A 15,563-nucleotide genomic window follows, 5' to 3' on the forward strand; every position below is an offset into this window, starting at 1 on the left:
GAGCAGAAAAAATATTCTTTTATCTTTGTAATTTATTAAGTGTTTCTGGTATTAATTTTATTATATCTCTAGCATTTATCGAATATCTCTCTTTAGCTAATTCATCTCCTATTAATCCATGAACGTATGCAGCTAATATGGTTCCAATAAATATATCTTTTTCTTGTCCTATAAGTGCGGCAATCATTCCAGTAAGACAATCACCCATCCCCCCTGTAGCCATCTTGCTATTTCCTGTAGGATTAACTATACATCTACTCTCACTCGCAATTATTGTTTTATACCCCTTCAATAGAACAACAACATCATTTATCTTTGCAAATTCTCTACATATATTTATTCTATTGTCATTTACTTCCTTTATACTCTTGCCTGTAAGTCTAGCCATCTCACCTGAATGTGGAGTAAATACAGCTCTTCCTCTTACCTGTTTTAAAAGTTCGGAATCTTTGCTTATTATATTTATTGCATCTGCATCTATTACCAAATTACATTCACTCTCATCTATAACCTTCTTTAGTATACCTTTACTTTTTTCTGTTTGTCCAAGACCTGGACCACAGGCTATAATGTCAGCTGTCTTAATTAATTTTTCTAAATCTTTATCTTCATAATCTATAACCATAGCCTCTGTAAGTCTTGTCTGCATTATTTCTTTTATATCATTATCTGCAATAAGTGTTATAAGTCCTCCACCAGATCTAACTGCACTTTCTGACGCTATATATGCAGCTCCAGTATATCTTTTAGATCCAGCAAGTATAAGTATCTTTCCATAATCCCCTTTATGCCCGTTCTTTTTCCTACAAACTATCATATTCTCATATTCCGCTTTATCCAATATATCTATTCCCTCTGAAAACTTATCAATCACACTTTGTAAAAAACCTATTTTAACTACATCTATTTCCCCTAAATAGTTGCATGCCTCCCCTAAGAAAAAACCTTGTTTATATGTCTCTATAGTTACAGTCTTATCTGCTTCTACACATATTCCTTTTATCATACCTGTATTTCCATCTATTCCAGATGGAATATCCACAGATACCTTATATTTAGCTTTCTTATTAATCATATCAATTAATTTGTAAGTATTTCCTTTTATATCTCTATTTAACCCTATACCAAATATACAATCTATAATTACATCATAATAACAAATCTTCTTTTCAAAACTCTCTCTCTCGATTATATCTTCTAATTGTAATATCTCTACCCCTATATTATTTAAGATATTATAATTAATCAAAAAATCTTCTGTTCTCTTGCCCGTACCATTACATATGACCACACATACCTCTTTACCTTCCATAAACAACTTTCTTGCAATAGCAAGTCCATCGCCACCATTATTTCCTTCCCCACATAATACCAAAAAATGATTTCCTTTATTAGATATGATTTTTTTTACTTGTTCTGCCGCATTTTCCATAAGAACTATACTTGGTATACCGATATTATTTATACAATAACTATCTACCTTTTTAGTGTTAATAGCTGATAATACCTTCATTAATTACTCCTCCTCAATAACAACAAACGCAATTGCATTTTCATCACTATGTGATATAGAAACTTTTATATTACTTTCTAATAAGTTAAACTTACTAATTACATTATCATTTAATATAATATTCGGCTTTCCTAATTCATCCTGTACTATTTCAATATCAGTAAGTTTAAATCCCCTTATTCCTGTACCTATTGCTTTTGAAAATGCTTCTTTTGCTGCGAATATACCAGCCATAGTTTCAAACTTATTAGTTTTACTATAAATATATTCTATCTCTCTTTCTGTAAATACCCCTTTTACAAAACTCGGAGTTCTATTAACTATCTTATCAAATCTATTTACCTTCACTATATCTACGCCAATTCCAGAAATCATGTTTTTAGCACCTCTTTTGTTTTTAGATTTCAGCTATACATTTATCAATCTCTTCCCCTAATATATCGACAACATGTATAGGTGAAACAATCCCCTTATATAATATATCTAACATTTCTTTTACTTTGCTCTTTACACTTGATATTTTTTCTATGTTTTCTCTCTCAATATTAACAATTTGATTATTATTTATATCCCTTCTCTCTACTTCCAATCCATATACCTTTTTATTATTATAATCCTTTACTAATAATCTGTATACATATTGCATTTCTCTCCCATTAATCTTCACACTTATATCCTTTGTCTCTACTATTCTCAATTTTCTTCCCCCTTCATGTGCAAATCCCTTAACCTTTGCACAAGTCAAATATTAACATAATCATTAATACTTTTTTGTCATATTTTATACTCTGTTTAGAAAAATATTTCTTAAAATACTGACATCAACTTATATTTTTCTTTCTTTATCCTTATTTTTTATGCATATTTTGTGAACATTCGCCTTATAATTATTGATTTTTTGTTAATTTTCTGTTACATCTTGTTCTTTTTTGGTATATAAAAAATCGTCAAGGCGACTTTATGGAGCTGTCGATTTTGTTAGAACCTTACGACAGGTTACTAAACTTGTTTTTTTGTGTTCTGTTCTATCATGGAACTATTTTTTTACTCTTTAGGTAGTAGCAAGTACTACATCTAAAATACTTATCCTCAACTACAAACAAAATATAATTCCCTAAAGAGTAAAAATTAAAGCTTTAACCTAAGATATTATAAAAACCCCTTAAGTTAAAGCTCCACTTTATAATCTAATTCTATATTTAATTTATTTTTTCTTCTTTTATTCCAGTATTAATAAATTTAAATTCATCACCGATTACTTCTACTATATACTTCATGTTACCTTCTTTATCTTTATAGCTTCCTGTTCTTATTCTTCCACTAACACTTATACAACTACCCTTTTTAGTATACTTGCACAAATTCTCAGCTTTCTTTCCCCATATAGTAACCGGTATAAAATCTGCCTTGACATTACCATCTACATCTTTAAAGTTTCTATCAACTGCTAATGTAATATGTGCACAATATCTATCAATATCTTCTATAAACTTAAGTTCTGGATCTCTCACAAGTCTGCCAACTAATACTATCTTATTCATACACTCAATTCCTGATAATACAGGAACTCCTTTCTATAATTACTTAATAAACATTTCTCACATTACAGTATTATTGACAATATTATTTTTTTTATACTTGTTTTAAATATTATTTTCTTCCTTGTGGTTAACTAACACTGAATTAACTTCTACTCCAAAAATTATAACCATAGAAGTTATAAACATCCACAACATCATTATAAATATAGCAGCCAAACTTCCGTAAAATTTGGTATAGTTATTAAAATTATTAACATAGTAAGAAAATCCAAAAGAAGAAATCAACCATCCTAACGCACTAACAATTGCTCCCGGAAGTACTTCTTTTAACTTAAATCTCTTACAAGGTGTAAACTTATATAATGCTGTAAAAATAATAACTAAAAACACTAGCATTATTACATATCTAAACATAATCCAAATATATTGAAATATTTCAGCATTAGGCAACAATGCAAGTAAATGTTCACCTATTACTCTTCCGAATACTATAACAGCTAACGCAGCTATAATTGATAATGCAAATATTATTGTACCAATATAAGCAATAATAGTTCTTCTTATATAAGATCTAGTATCTTTTAAATTGTAGGCCTTATTAATACCTTTTATAAGTGCTCTAAATCCTGATGATGCCATCCATATAGCAACAAAAATTGAACCTCCAACTAAACTCATACTTCTAGCATTTATAATTTCCTTCATAATGGTTTCTGCCACACTATATATTCCTGAAGGTAAGAAACCCTGTAAAATAGATAAAAAATTAATCGATTCTACATTAATCCATGCAATTAATGAAATAAGGAAAATTATTAATGGAATAAATGATAAAATCATATAATATGCTAATTGTGAAGCTAATGCAAATATATCATCTTTTCTTACTTTTACAATTAGCTTAATTATCAATCTCAAATTAGTGCCTTTATCATGTCCTTTACCCATTATAACTCCTTTCTTTTCAATATATAATATATACTAACACAATAGTATTATTATATGCATATTGCCTCAAAATTATTATTCAGTCTCATATTCTCTTGCTAATCTTTGTACTAACTTCTTAATAACACTTGCTTGAGCCACTAATGAAATAACCAATATAAACACTCTTATTCTTTCTTCATCTTTAGTATCTAAATCTAAGCTCTTCATTATCTCATCTAATTTTTCTTCACTTGCAACTGACGAATGAAAGAAACTATCATAGCTCTGTTTTTGAACTTCATTAAATATTTTATAAGCATCTTGCCATGAAATTATATCATCACTTCTATCATTAATTTCATTAAATGCTAATCTAAATACTTTTTTTATCTCTTCTGTTGTAAGAATAGGTCTCATATAACTTAATAACACTAGTTGTGCTAAATGTACCTTAGTATACCCTCTTTTCTTTCCGTCTTCTGGTTTTGAAATAACTTCACTTTTTATATAATTTTGAACAATATTATTGGTGTATTTATCCTCTTCGAACTTATCATTTAAAAAATCAATAACCTGTGAAAGAAACAAATCATATTGTGGTAATTCGTCGTACGAAACCATACTACTCTTAGACATTTCTTCAACTAATTTTTTTACATAGCTTGAATCAACCTTTTTTCCTTCCATATTTCCTCACCTCATCACATGATATTATGTGTATATTATATAGTATAAAAAAACTTGTTACAAGTTATTTTCATCAATATAATACTTTTTTACATTTTGTTCTTGAATATTTAACATTTTTGTGTTATTGTTTGTTTTCGACAGATAATATTAAAACTCGTTATTTTATTTTTTGCAATTCATTTTGCGAAAATGTGATATTTACTAGCTTTAAGTCACTTTTTACAAAAATAAACATATAAAAAGCATTATTTATTTGTAAAAAACAGTAATACTTTTTTGTTGTAAAGTATTGACATTAGAAATATATGGTAGTATATTTTACTTATACCATATTTCTATACAAAAAAGATGAGTTTATTTAAATATTTTTCGTTTTAAGGTTGACTGTAAATTACAGATTTGGTAATATAGTATGGTAAATGTCGAAAGATGAAAGAACAAGGAGGAAACTTATATGAAATCAACAGGTGTAGTAAGAAGAGTAGATGAACTAGGAAGAATTGTAATCCCAATAGAATTAAGAAGAACTTTAGATATCGCAGAAAAAGATGCATTAGAAATATATGTAGATGGTGAACAAATCATCTTAAAGAAATATGAACCAGCATGTATCTTCTGTGGAGATGCTAGAGACGTTATAAACTACAAAGGTAAGAATATCTGTAAGAACTGTCTTGAAGAAATGAAGAACGCAAATCTTTAATTCTTATCTATAAAAAAGAAAGAGCATTCCCCTTATGCTCTTTCTTTTTTTCTATACTTTTATATAACCTTCAATCCTATATAAAAGTATAGCAATCATAAATAATATTTATGCAATACGAAAGTATAATACCTATAGAAATAAAATTTTAAAATGCTATAACAAGTTTTGAAAACTATCATAATAGCAAAAAAATCGACAAAACAATTAACATTTCAAGTCACCATGTCTCAAATTAGTAATCACTGTAATTTTTTTATAACAACTTTTTTTCTACATTTTTTTCTGTATAATTAAATATCTATAGCTATTTTATATACTTCGTTTTTACTTAATCCTCTCTCTTTACTAACAACCTTTATAGCTTCTTTTTTAGTCATTCCTTCGTCTATTAAGTTTATAAGATGTTGTTTCACATCTATATCTGCCCACTTTTCTTTATTTTCTTCATCTACTTGTTCTTGAGTTTTTCCAGAAATAACAATAACAAACTCACCTTTTATATTTCTATCTTCTACTGCATCTATAACTTCTTTTATGCTTCCTCTTATTATTTCTTCATGAAGCTTAGTAAGTTCTCTACAAAGTGCTATTTTTCTATCACCCAACTCTTTTAATAGCAATTCTAAAGTACTTTTAATCCTATATGGTGATTCATATATTATTATTGTATTTCTGCTATTTTTTATTTCTTCTATTGTTTCTCTACGTTCCTTCGTATCTCTTGATATAAATCCTCTAAATTCAAATTTAGTAGTATCTAATCCTGAATAAACTAATGCTGTTGTAAAAGCAGTAGCACCAGGTAATACTTCGAATTCAAGATTTTCTGCAATACATTTTTCAACAATAACAGCTCCTGGATCTGATATTCCTGGTGTACCTGCATCCGTTACAATTGCAACATTAAACCCAGATTTTAGCTTAGATATTATATCTTCACCTTTACTCATTTCATTATGTTTATGATAACTCATCAAACTTTTCTTTATTTCAAAATGATTAAGTAATTTTAATGTTTGTCTAGTATCTTCTGCTGCAATTACATCTACATTCTTTAAAACTTCCAATGCTCTTAGAGTTATATCCTTTAAGTTCCCTATTGGTGTAGGAACTAAATACAATTTACCATTTTCCATAATTATTCCATTCCTCTTCCATATATATCATCAATTTCTTTTGTGTATGTTCCATCTTCATTATACACATATAAAGGATTATCCCATTTCAGAAATTTTCCACCGTAGTTTTGACCTTCTATAAGCATAATATTGGGTGCCTTCTTTACGTTAGGATGAACCATTTGTATTCTCTTAGGCTCTATTCTGTATTTTCTCATCGCTTCAATTATATCTATTAGCCTCTCTGGTCTATGAACCATAAACATTCTTCCATTATCCTTAAGAAGAACTTTTGCTGCAGATATTACATCTTCTATATTACACTTTATTTCATGCCTAGCTATAGCTAATTCATCTATTTCATTAACAATTCCTGATTGAGCTAACTTATATGGTGGATTAACAGTTAATACATCAAATTTTCCTATACTTTTTAAAAATTCAATATTTCTTAAATCTTTGTTATATATTTTTATAGTATCATTGCAATTATTTAATTGCATGCTTCTACTTGCCATCTCTGCCATATGTTCTTGAATTTCTATCCCTACAATTTCTTTTGCATTATATTTCCCAAGCAATAATAATGGAACTATTCCTGTTCCAGTGCATAAATCTATAACCCTACTTCCATTCTTCACATTAGCAAAATGTGATAAAAGCACCGCATCTATTCCAAATCTAAAATTTTTATTTTTCTGAATAATATTTAATCCTTTTAATTGTAAATCATCTATTGTTTCATCTTCATATATCTTTATATTTTGAAAATCTTTTTCCATCGTTACCATCCTAATTATTAATAATGTAGCATCTCTATTATATCAAAGGTTAGTTATTTATTATATAAAAAGATGTAATTTCCTTAAGAGTAAAAAAAGATGATTCCATCTCTGAAATCATCTTAAAATTCTAATATCTTAGTTTAATATTCTTCTTCCTGTCATAAACTTGTATACAGAAGAAACTTTAATTACATCACCAGTTCTTGGTGCATGAATCATTTGTCCATTTCCTATGTATATTCCAACATGACCCTCATGAGGGAATACTAAGTCTCCCGGTTGTAATTCATCATAAGAAACTGCTTTTCCTGCATTTATTTGAACATAAGTTGTTCTTCCTATGTCTATTCCTGTAGCCTTTTTGTACACATATTGTGTAAATCCTGAACAATCATAACTGCTTGGACCAGTTGCACCCCATTGATATGGTAATCCTGCTAAACTATAAGCTACTTGTAATACGGCTGAAGCAGTACCTGTTGCTGTTATTCCAGTTACGCTAGAACCTCTATCTGTATTATTGCTTGATGCTGCTGCAGTAGCTGCTGCTGCAGATTGTTCTCTGTTTTTAGCAGTATTATAGTTAGTTTTACCAGCTGATATAGCTGAATTAACTTCATCTATTACTGTTGGACTCTTTAATTGTGCTAAATAAGTCTTTAATAATTGTACTGCACTATTTATAGTATCTGATGAATTTGATGAATTTTTAGCTGTATTTACAGCGTCATTAACTAATTCTCTTTCAAACTTATCAAGATATTTTTCTTGTAATTCTTTTTGGTCAGCTTCTGCTTGATCTTTAATTGTTTGTTGTTCGTCAATTTTTCCTTGAATTTCGTCTTGTTGTTTCTTTAATTCTTTATTAATATCTTTAATCTCATCTGCTTTAGTTTGAAGTGATTCAACCTTTGAATCAAGTTCTGCTTTTTTATCATTTAATTCATCAACCATTTCGTTATCTAATTCAATAACTTTTTTAGCCGAACTAACTTTTGATATCAAGTCACTTAAACTACTTGATGAAAAAATTATAGATAAATAATTTACTTCTCCACCTGATTTGTAAACTTCTCTAAGTCTGTTACCTAATACTTCTTCTTGTTCAGAAATATCTTCCTTAGCCTTGTCCACTTGTACGTTAGTTTCATCTATTTCTTCATTAAGAGTATTAATTTTATCCTCATTTTCATTCATTTTTGAAACTATTGGACTTATCTCATTATCTAATTGTTCTATTTTAGTATTTAATTCCTCTATCTTATTGTTTAACGTTTCATATTCGCTTCTTGCTTCATCAACATTAGTTGGATCTGCCTTTACTACTGTTCCTGGAAATGTTAATGATACTAGTACTACTCCTGCTACTAATGCAGTTAATAATCTTTTTTTCATTACATCTGGTCCCCTCCGACCATTCCTCCTTTCAAATTCCATAATATTTTTTGTGATATTTTATAAATTTACATAATAAATTATAGCATTATAAATAATTTTGTTCAATGGAAAGAAATGTTAATTGAATGTTAACCTTTTCTTTCTTGACTTTTTATTTGCATGTATAATAAAACTTAATTTATCATTACAAAAAACATTATACCACATTATCTTAACTTTTTCATCTATTTCTTAAGACAAAATTAATTTTTCTTGTATATTATTTAATTTGACATATGGCTCTCCCTATGATATAATTCAGCTTGTGTGCTACGGGGTGTGGCGCAGATGGGAGCGCGCGTGGTTTGGGACCATGAGGTCGCAGGTTCGATCCCTGTCACCCCGACCATAATAAAAGGTAGACTATATAGTCTACCTTTTTTAATATTTATATAATTATATATTACTTTTATTTTTCTCAATATATTTTCTCTCTTTACCAGAAGCTTTACATAAAGCTAAAGTAATAACCACAACTACACAATATCCAATTAAAAATCCTACTACCATAACTGCTCGCTCCTTTTTATAATCTAAAATAATATGTAAAAAATTATTTTTCATCTTTTATGGCTTCATTATACTACATTTTTTTCATATTACTTGGTTTATTCATTATTATTAACATTATACTAATTATTTATTCAAATTGTTCATTATATATTATCATGTATTAGGAGGAAACTGATTATGTTTACAGATATAAAAGCTGCAATATTTGATTTAGATGGTACACTTATCGATTCTATGTGGGTTTGGGATCAAATAGACATAGATTATCTCACATCAAGGGGGTTCCAAGTCCCTAATAATCTAAAAGATGAAATTAACCATTTAAGTTTTGAACAGTGTGCTACATATTTCAAAAAAAGATTTAATATAAATAGTTCAGAAGAAGACATGTTAAAAGAATGGAATAATTCAGCATACAACTATTATGCTAATATAATCCCTTTAAAAAAAGGTGCCCGTGAAATACTGAACTATTTAAAAGGCAAAGGAATAAAAATAGGTTTAGCAACTAGTAACAACTATTCCCTTATAAATGCCACACTTGAACACAACAAAATAAAAGATTATTTTGAAACAATAACAACAACTGGCGAAGTATCTAATGGGAAAAATAAACCTGATGTTTACTTACTTGCAGCTAACAAACTAGGAGTTGAGCCTCAAAATTGTATTGTCTTTGAAGATATATTAGAAGCTGTTAGAGGTGCTAAAGCTGCAAATATGAAAGTAGTTGCAGTATATGATAAAGCTGCCTCATACCAGAGACAAGCTCTAGAGGAGACAGCCGATAAATATATCATGGATTATTTCGAGCTAATGTAGCTTCTCTTTCTTGTTTAGAGAATACACACCCACAATAATCTTGTCTATACAAATTATATTGTTTAGATAACTCTATAGACCTCTTATATCCATTTTTCTTTTTAAAATCAGAAAATAAATATTGAATATTGTATTCTTGAGATAGGTTAATTCCTATCTCATTTAATTTTTTAGCATTTTTATATGGGCTTATAGATAATGTAGTAGTAAAATAATCAAATCCTTTTTTCTTAGCTAACAAGGCTGTTTCTCTTAGTCTTAATTCATAACACTTAAAGCAACGTTCTCCGCCTTCTTTTTCCTTCTCTAGCCCTTTAGCTATATCATAGAATCGTTCTGAATCAAATTTTCCTTCAATAAAGTTTATTTTATTATCTGTAGGTAACTCTGCTATCAATCTCTTCTGTTCCTCTACTCGTTTATAAAACTCTTCTTGTGGATAAATATTAGGATTATAATAAAATATTGTTATTTTGAAATATTTTGATAAATATTCTAAAACATAACTACTACATGGTGCACAACAACTATGAAGTAATAATGTTTTTGTTTCTCCTGACTTCTGTATACCGTCTAGTATCTTATCTAATTCCTTTTGATAATTTATATTTTGATTCATACTACTTCCCTCTAATGATTTCTATTTTCTTTCTACTCCATACTTACCTTCTAATTCAGATAATAAGTCCATGTATTTCTTTTGAGAAGCTTGTTGAAGTAATTGGTTATTAATAGTATCTTTAACTTCTTCAAATGATTTTTCTCTAGCTTCCCCTTTATCTTCTACAAGAATTAAGTGATATCCAAATTGAGTTTTAACTGGATCTGTTACTTCTCCTATTTCTGCTGCAAATGCTGCATCTTCAAACTCAGGAACCATCATACCTCTCTTAAATGCACCTAAATTACCACCTTCTTCTTTAGATGGACATGTAGAATACTTTCTTGCTGCTTCTTCAAATGAAAGTTCAGTATTTGCTATTTCGTCTTTTATTTCTTTAGCTTTTTCTTCAGAATCAACTAATATATGTTTTGCTGTTACAGTTGCATCATCTACAAACATGTTTTTGTTTTCATTGTAGAAATTTGATATTTCGTCATCTGTTACAGTTACTTCAGATAATACTTTATTAATAGTTACTTGAGTTAATAATTCTTTTGCTAAAGCTTTTAATGTATCTTGATAATCTTGCTTTTTATCTAAACCTAATTCTTCTCCAAACTTGCTCATTAATTCATATGAAATAACTTGTTCTAATAATTGCTTTTTACCTGCTTCATTCTCAAAATAAGCTCTTCTATCTTCTGGATATCTAGCTATCATTCTCTTTAAATCTACTTCTGTTATTTCTGTTCCGCCAACTATTGCTAATACTTTATTGCTTTCCATATTATTTCTCCTTTACATCCTAATTACTATATGTTTTTAATCACTATACATTATATCAACTTCTCAATAATATGTATAATAATTTTTTATTGACAAATAAATAAAACTATACTAGCATAAATTAGATTATGATTAACTAAAGAAAGGATGTTTATTTTATGAATTCACAAAAGAAAAAAAACACTGATGTAGCTGTTTATGATGCAAGAGTTCTAGGAACTCCCAAGATGCTTCTACTAGGTTTTCAACATTTATTTGCAATGTTTGGTGCTACGGTATTAGTTCCTGCACTAACAGGTTTAAGTGTATCTGCAACATTATTATTTGCAGGTTTAGGCACCCTATTATTTCACGTTGTTACCAAGTTTAAGGTTCCAGCATTTCTAGGTTCATCCTTTGCATTTCTAGCAGGTTATTGGGCTATTGCTCCTAATGGAGAATCTGAGCTTCTTCCATATGCATGCCTAGGAGTAGCTTGTGCCTCTTTCTTATATTTTATTTTATCTGCACTTATCAAAAGCTTCGGCATCAATAAAATAATGAAAGTTTTTCCTCCTATAGTAACAGGTCCTATAATAATTGCAATAGGTTTATCACTATCTAAATCCGCAGTAGATAATAGCTCATCTAATTGGATAATAGCCTTAGTTGCTATTGTAGTAGTTATTATATGTAACATTTGGGGTAAAGGAATGATAAAGATCATACCTATTATATTAGGTATAATAGCCTCTTATGTTATCGCCATATTTTTAGGAGAAGTGGATTTCACTCCAATCAGAGAAGCTGCTTGGATAGGAGTACCTTTCACCATGGATAATACAGTATTTGCTATATTCAAAAATCCTGATACTTCTCTTATTGTCACTTCAATATTAACAATAGTTCCTATAGCAATAGCTTCAGTTGTTGAACATGTAGGTGACATATCAGCAATATCTTCTACAACTAATAGAAATTATATACATGATCCTGGTTTACATAGAACACTATTAGGCGATGGTCTTGCTACATTACTTGCTTCTCTATTTGGAGCTCCAGCTAACACAACATATGGTGAAAATACAGGAGTATTATCTCTATCTAAAGTATATGATCCAAGAGTAATTCGTATAGCAGCATTTATAGCTATAATATTCTCTTTCTCACCTAAAGTCGAAGCAGTTATAAGTTCAATACCTGCTGCAACTTGTGGTGGAGTATCACTAGTACTATACGGTATGATATCTGCTGTAGGAATACGTAATGTTGTTGAAAACAATATTGATTTTGAAAAAAGTCGTAATATAATAATTGCAGCACTTATTCTAGTTCTTTCTATAGGAATAAGTTATAGCAGTGCAGGTTCTATTAACTTTAACATAGGAAGTGTAACTATAAGCTTATCTGGTCTTGCAACAGGTGCATTAGTAGGTATAATTCTTAACCTAATTATGCCTGGTAGAGACTATGAATTTAATTCAGAAATATAATATTTAATAAATTATTGTGTTATATGTGATACAATTTATTCATTATGAATAATATTTCTTATTTTAACTCATATATATTTATTAGAAAGGCAAACAAGTAAACCTTTCTAAAATAAATATAAAATTGGAGTTGATAAATATGGCAAACAGAACTTTAGATACAAAAAAAGTTTCATTAATAAATAAATCTACTAATTCAGAAGGTAAGACAGTAACAACTAGTCAATCCTTCTCTAATATAAGACCAACTGCTACTGATGATAGTATTTTAGCTGTAGCTAATGCCATCTCAAGCATTTTGTCTAAAACTACTGATATTATAACTATTTCAGAAACTAATCAATTATCAGAATAGTTTATTTAGGAGGGATTTATTATGGAATATATTTTAGTATTAACATTCTTAACTGTAACAGAAAAGAAAGCTACTTTAACTATAAATAATGTAAAAGAAGATATTACTGAAACTCAGATATCTGATCTTATGGATACAATTGTAACAAACAATGTATTCGAGCATAAAAAATATGGTTCTTATACTAGCAAGATATCAGCAGAACTAACAACTAGAACCAGAACTAATTATTCATTTAACTAAAAAGATGTAGGAGCCTATAACTAGGCTCCTATGTTTTTTATTTACTTTCTTCAATTGCTTTTTTTATCTCTTCTTCTGATAATCCAGTGGCTTTTATGATTATTTCTAAAGATACTCCTAATTTAAATAAATTAATTGCATCTTCAATTTTTCCTTCTCTAATTTTCTCTCTATCTCTCTCTAATAGTGTCATATATTCCACCTCCGCTCTAACATCATGTTTAACACTACACACTTTCTTGTGTATATTTTTTACAAGTGTTCCATGAAATTTTTCTACAGTTTCTTCATCTGAATGTTCAACATACTTTAAAAATTCTATAAGTTCATTGCTTAAATCATTTATTGTACCTTTTGTATTTAGTATTATTTTATTAGTATCATCTTTTAATTTTATCATACTATCTTCAATACAAGTTGTTTCAAATGTATATTTATACCTACCTTGTTTAAACATATCAAAAGTACATATAAATATTATATAGCTTTTCACTAGTTCATTATAATCTTTACCTTTTGTTATTAAATCTAAATCAATATTTCCTTGATAGTATCTTATTCTTTTTGCTAAGTTTCTATTATTATCACTTCGTTGCATTTCGATATTGTATACAGTTCCAGCTTCATCCTTAACATATACATCAAGTCTTATTCCCTTCGCACTAATAAGTAAATCAATAGTTTTTTGATTATCTGGCATTTCTATTCTAGTAATATTTATATCCAAAAGTTTCTCTAAAAACTCCTTACATATACTAGTATCAGTCATAACCTTTGCGAACAAAAAATCATCTGCCAAATTCAAATCCATTAATTGTTTCTCCATATTTAATTATCCTCGCTATCTTAATTTTATCATTTGTTTATTATTAACTTAAGTATATCAAAATATTCAGAGTTTTTTCTATACTATAAATTTATTTTTAATATTTCATTTATTCTTTCCTTAAGCTGCTTCTTATATCTTCTTCTGATAATCCAGTAGCTTTTATGATTATTTCTAAAGGTACTCCTAATTTTAAAAAATTAATTGCATCTTCAATTTTTCCTTCTCTAATTTTTTCTCTATCTCTCTCTAATAGTGTCATATATTCCACCTCCGCTCTAGTATCATGTTTAATAGACAGAACAAAATCTCCAAGGCGACTATGGAGAGCCTTAGATTTTATTTAGCCATTATTACAGGTTCTAAAACTTGTTTTGAGTTCTGTGTCATGGCACTATTTTTCTTTTTTGCTCTTTAGGTAGTATGTTCTAACACTACTTATATACATATATAAACAAAATATAATTTCCTAAAGAGCAAAAAAAGAGTAACCTTAGTTACTCTTTTTATCAAACCTAGCAACGTCCTACTCTCCCACACAGTCTCCCGTGCAGTACCATCGGCGCTATAGAGCTTAACTGTCCTGTTCGGAATGGGAAGGAGTGTTTCCTCTATGCCATCATCACTAGATATTCTCTTGAAAGAATTTTGTTCTTTCAAAATTGCACATAGTATATAATTAATATCCTTTTTTATTGGTCAAGCCCTCGACCTATTAGTATCAGTCAGCTAAATATGTTACCACACTTACACCTCTGACCTATCAACCTTGTGTTCTTCAAGGGGTCTTACTAGCTTATGCTATGGGAAATCTCATCTTGAGGTGGGCTTCACGCTTAGATGCTTTCAGCGTTTATCCCGTCCCGACTTAGCTACCCAGCTGTGCTCCTGGCGGAACAACTGGTACACCAGAGGTCAGTCCATCCCGGTCCTCTCGTACTAAGGACAGCTCCTCTCAAATTTCCTACGCCCGCGACGGATAGGGACCGAACTGTCTCACGACGTTCTGAACCCAGCTCGCGTGCCGCTTTAATGGGCGAACAGCCCAACCCTTGGGACCTACTTCAGCCCCAGGATGCGACGAGCCGACATCGAGGTGCCAAACCTCCCCGTCGATGTGGACTCTTGGGGGAGATCAGCCTGTTATCCCCGAGGTAGCTTTTATCCGTTGAGCGATGGCCCTCCCACGAGGTACCACCGGATCACTAAGCCCGACTTTCGT

At 29.5% G+C, this 15,563-nt stretch carries 18 protein-coding genes, 1 tRNA gene and 2 rRNA genes; 6 read left to right on the forward strand and 15 right to left on the reverse strand.

Features of this window, described 5'->3' with window-relative positions:
• Positions 1-19: 19 nt before the first annotated feature.
• From KQI77_RS09315 to KQI77_RS09340, 6 genes are all read right to left on the reverse strand, one after another.
• Entirely contained in the window at positions 20-1,513 is a 1,494-nt protein-coding gene (locus KQI77_RS09315) for an NAD(P)H-hydrate dehydratase (protein WP_216390151.1), read from the reverse strand.
• Between the two features lie 3 nt (positions 1,514-1,516).
• A complete protein-coding gene (acpS, locus tag KQI77_RS09320; RefSeq protein WP_216390152.1) occupies positions 1,517-1,888 on the reverse strand; it encodes a holo-ACP synthase in 372 nt (123 codons plus the stop codon).
• Between the two features lie 22 nt (positions 1,889-1,910).
• The gene (locus tag KQI77_RS09325) at positions 1,911-2,210 is read right to left on the reverse strand and encodes a DUF6514 family protein (protein WP_216390153.1); all 300 of its coding nucleotides are present in this window, start codon (positions 2,208-2,210) and stop codon (positions 1,911-1,913) included.
• A 502-nt stretch (positions 2,211-2,712) separates the two neighbouring features.
• A complete protein-coding gene (locus KQI77_RS09330; RefSeq protein WP_216390154.1) occupies positions 2,713-3,054 on the reverse strand; it encodes a single-stranded DNA-binding protein in 342 nt (113 codons plus the stop codon).
• 102 nt (positions 3,055-3,156) lie between these two features.
• On the reverse strand, positions 3,157-4,002 hold the full coding sequence (locus tag KQI77_RS09335) for a YihY/virulence factor BrkB family protein (protein WP_216390155.1): 846 nt from the start codon (positions 4,000-4,002) through the stop codon (positions 3,157-3,159).
• Between the two features lie 75 nt (positions 4,003-4,077).
• Positions 4,078-4,671, reverse strand: a complete 594-nt coding sequence (locus KQI77_RS09340; RefSeq protein WP_216390156.1) for a DUF1836 domain-containing protein — start codon at positions 4,669-4,671, stop codon at positions 4,078-4,080.
• 457 nt (positions 4,672-5,128) lie between these two features.
• Between KQI77_RS09340 and KQI77_RS09345 the strand changes: the two genes are divergently transcribed.
• Positions 5,129-5,377 (forward strand): AbrB/MazE/SpoVT family DNA-binding domain-containing protein, encoded by a 249-nt coding sequence (locus KQI77_RS09345; RefSeq protein ID WP_216390157.1) that lies wholly within the window; start codon positions 5,129-5,131, stop codon positions 5,375-5,377.
• A 293-nt stretch (positions 5,378-5,670) separates the two neighbouring features.
• On the opposite strand, the gene rsmI is transcribed toward KQI77_RS09345, so the two are convergent.
• The 3 genes from rsmI to KQI77_RS09360 form a co-directional block, all read right to left on the reverse strand.
• Positions 5,671-6,516, reverse strand: a complete 846-nt coding sequence (gene rsmI / locus KQI77_RS09350; RefSeq protein ID WP_216390158.1) for a 16S rRNA (cytidine(1402)-2'-O)-methyltransferase — start codon at positions 6,514-6,516, stop codon at positions 5,671-5,673.
• Between the two features lie 2 nt (positions 6,517-6,518).
• Entirely contained in the window at positions 6,519-7,280 is a 762-nt protein-coding gene (locus tag KQI77_RS09355; protein WP_216390159.1) for a tRNA1(Val) (adenine(37)-N6)-methyltransferase, read from the reverse strand.
• A 138-nt stretch (positions 7,281-7,418) separates the two neighbouring features.
• A complete protein-coding gene (locus KQI77_RS09360; RefSeq protein WP_216390160.1) occupies positions 7,419-8,678 on the reverse strand; it encodes an NlpC/P60 family protein in 1,260 nt (419 codons plus the stop codon).
• Between the two features lie 315 nt (positions 8,679-8,993).
• Between KQI77_RS09360 and KQI77_RS09365 the strand changes: the two genes are divergently transcribed.
• Positions 8,994-9,069 (forward strand) — tRNA-Pro (locus tag KQI77_RS09365).
• Positions 9,070-9,410: 341 nt separating this feature from the next.
• On the forward strand, positions 9,411-10,055 hold the full coding sequence (locus KQI77_RS09370) for an HAD family phosphatase (protein WP_216390161.1): 645 nt from the start codon (positions 9,411-9,413) through the stop codon (positions 10,053-10,055).
• Here the strand turns inward: KQI77_RS09370 and KQI77_RS09375 are convergent.
• Both KQI77_RS09375 and KQI77_RS09380 read right to left on the reverse strand, forming a co-directional pair.
• Positions 10,030-10,674: an epoxyqueuosine reductase QueH gene (locus tag KQI77_RS09375; protein ID WP_216390162.1), complete on the reverse strand. Its 645-nt coding sequence runs from the start codon at positions 10,672-10,674 to the stop codon at positions 10,030-10,032. The two genes, KQI77_RS09370 and KQI77_RS09375, sit on opposite strands and share 26 nt — an antisense overlap.
• A 21-nt stretch (positions 10,675-10,695) precedes the next feature.
• Complete coding sequence (locus tag KQI77_RS09380; protein WP_216390163.1) at positions 10,696-11,445, reverse strand: peptidylprolyl isomerase; 750 nt, start codon at positions 11,443-11,445, stop codon at positions 10,696-10,698.
• 158 nt (positions 11,446-11,603) lie between these two features.
• Here KQI77_RS09380 and KQI77_RS09385 point away from each other — a divergent pair, with 158 nt between their 5' ends.
• The 3 genes from KQI77_RS09385 to KQI77_RS09395 all read left to right on the forward strand — a co-directional run bounded on the left by KQI77_RS09385 (position 11,604) and on the right by KQI77_RS09395 (position 13,515).
• Positions 11,604-12,917: a uracil-xanthine permease family protein gene (locus tag KQI77_RS09385; RefSeq protein ID WP_216390164.1), complete on the forward strand. Its 1,314-nt coding sequence runs from the start codon at positions 11,604-11,606 to the stop codon at positions 12,915-12,917.
• A 139-nt stretch (positions 12,918-13,056) separates the two neighbouring features.
• Positions 13,057-13,272, forward strand: coding sequence for a DUF1659 domain-containing protein (locus KQI77_RS09390; protein ID WP_216390165.1), 216 nt, complete (start codon positions 13,057-13,059; stop codon positions 13,270-13,272).
• A 21-nt stretch (positions 13,273-13,293) separates the two neighbouring features.
• Positions 13,294-13,515 carry a DUF2922 domain-containing protein gene (locus tag KQI77_RS09395; RefSeq protein ID WP_216390166.1) on the forward strand — a complete coding sequence of 74 codons (222 nt, stop codon included), beginning with the start codon at positions 13,294-13,296 and terminating at the stop codon, positions 13,513-13,515.
• 37 nt (positions 13,516-13,552) lie between these two features.
• Here the strand turns inward: KQI77_RS09395 and KQI77_RS09400 are convergent, their stop codons facing one another.
• From KQI77_RS09400 to KQI77_RS09415, 4 genes are all read right to left on the reverse strand, one after another.
• Positions 13,553-14,341: an Rpn family recombination-promoting nuclease/putative transposase gene (locus tag KQI77_RS09400; protein ID WP_216390167.1), complete on the reverse strand. Its 789-nt coding sequence runs from the start codon at positions 14,339-14,341 to the stop codon at positions 13,553-13,555.
• 109 nt (positions 14,342-14,450) lie between these two features.
• The gene (locus KQI77_RS13040; RefSeq protein ID WP_253289412.1) at positions 14,451-14,603 is read right to left on the reverse strand and encodes a hypothetical protein; all 153 of its coding nucleotides are present in this window, start codon (positions 14,601-14,603) and stop codon (positions 14,451-14,453) included.
• 251 nt (positions 14,604-14,854) lie between these two features.
• A 5S ribosomal RNA gene (rrf, locus tag KQI77_RS09410) occupies positions 14,855-14,971 on the reverse strand.
• A gap of 65 nt (positions 14,972-15,036) precedes the next feature.
• A 23S ribosomal RNA gene (locus KQI77_RS09415) occupies positions 15,037-15,563 on the reverse strand; the annotation flags it as partial.

Source organism: Clostridium sp. MSJ-8 (genome assembly GCF_018918325.1).
Classification (GTDB): domain Bacteria; phylum Bacillota; class Clostridia; order Clostridiales; family Clostridiaceae; genus Clostridium.

Bases quoted from the DNA above. Each gene is read 5' to 3' on its own strand.
- KQI77_RS09395 (WP_216390166.1), top strand. From the start codon at position 13,294: ATGGAATATATTTTAGTATTAACATTCTTAACTGTAACAGAAAAGAAA.
- KQI77_RS09345 (WP_216390157.1), top strand. From the start codon at position 5,129: ATGAAATCAACAGGTGTAGTAAGAAGAGTAGATGAACTAGGAAGAATT.
- KQI77_RS09375 (WP_216390162.1), bottom strand. From the start codon at position 10,674: ATGAATCAAAATATAAATTATCAAAAGGAATTAGATAAGATACTAGAC.
- KQI77_RS09370 (WP_216390161.1), top strand. From the start codon at position 9,411: ATGTTTACAGATATAAAAGCTGCAATATTTGATTTAGATGGTACACTT.
- KQI77_RS09385 (WP_216390164.1), top strand. From the start codon at position 11,604: ATGAATTCACAAAAGAAAAAAAACACTGATGTAGCTGTTTATGATGCA.
- acpS (WP_216390152.1), bottom strand. From the start codon at position 1,888: ATGATTTCTGGAATTGGCGTAGATATAGTGAAGGTAAATAGATTTGAT.
- rsmI (WP_216390158.1), bottom strand. From the start codon at position 6,516: ATGGAAAATGGTAAATTGTATTTAGTTCCTACACCAATAGGGAACTTA.
- KQI77_RS09335 (WP_216390155.1), bottom strand. From the start codon at position 4,002: ATGGGTAAAGGACATGATAAAGGCACTAATTTGAGATTGATAATTAAG.
- KQI77_RS09360 (WP_216390160.1), bottom strand. From the start codon at position 8,678: ATGAAAAAAAGATTATTAACTGCATTAGTAGCAGGAGTAGTACTAGTA.
- KQI77_RS09390 (WP_216390165.1), top strand. From the start codon at position 13,057: ATGGCAAACAGAACTTTAGATACAAAAAAAGTTTCATTAATAAATAAA.
- KQI77_RS09330 (WP_216390154.1), bottom strand. From the start codon at position 3,054: ATGAATAAGATAGTATTAGTTGGCAGACTTGTGAGAGATCCAGAACTT.
- KQI77_RS09355 (WP_216390159.1), bottom strand. From the start codon at position 7,280: ATGGAAAAAGATTTTCAAAATATAAAGATATATGAAGATGAAACAATA.
- KQI77_RS09340 (WP_216390156.1), bottom strand. From the start codon at position 4,671: ATGGAAGGAAAAAAGGTTGATTCAAGCTATGTAAAAAAATTAGTTGAA.
- KQI77_RS09315 (WP_216390151.1), bottom strand. From the start codon at position 1,513: ATGAAGGTATTATCAGCTATTAACACTAAAAAGGTAGATAGTTATTGT.
- KQI77_RS09380 (WP_216390163.1), bottom strand. From the start codon at position 11,445: ATGGAAAGCAATAAAGTATTAGCAATAGTTGGCGGAACAGAAATAACA.
- KQI77_RS09400 (WP_216390167.1), bottom strand. From the start codon at position 14,341: ATGGAGAAACAATTAATGGATTTGAATTTGGCAGATGATTTTTTGTTC.
- KQI77_RS13040 (WP_253289412.1), bottom strand. From the start codon at position 14,603: ATGACACTATTAGAGAGAGATAGAGAAAAAATTAGAGAAGGAAAAATT.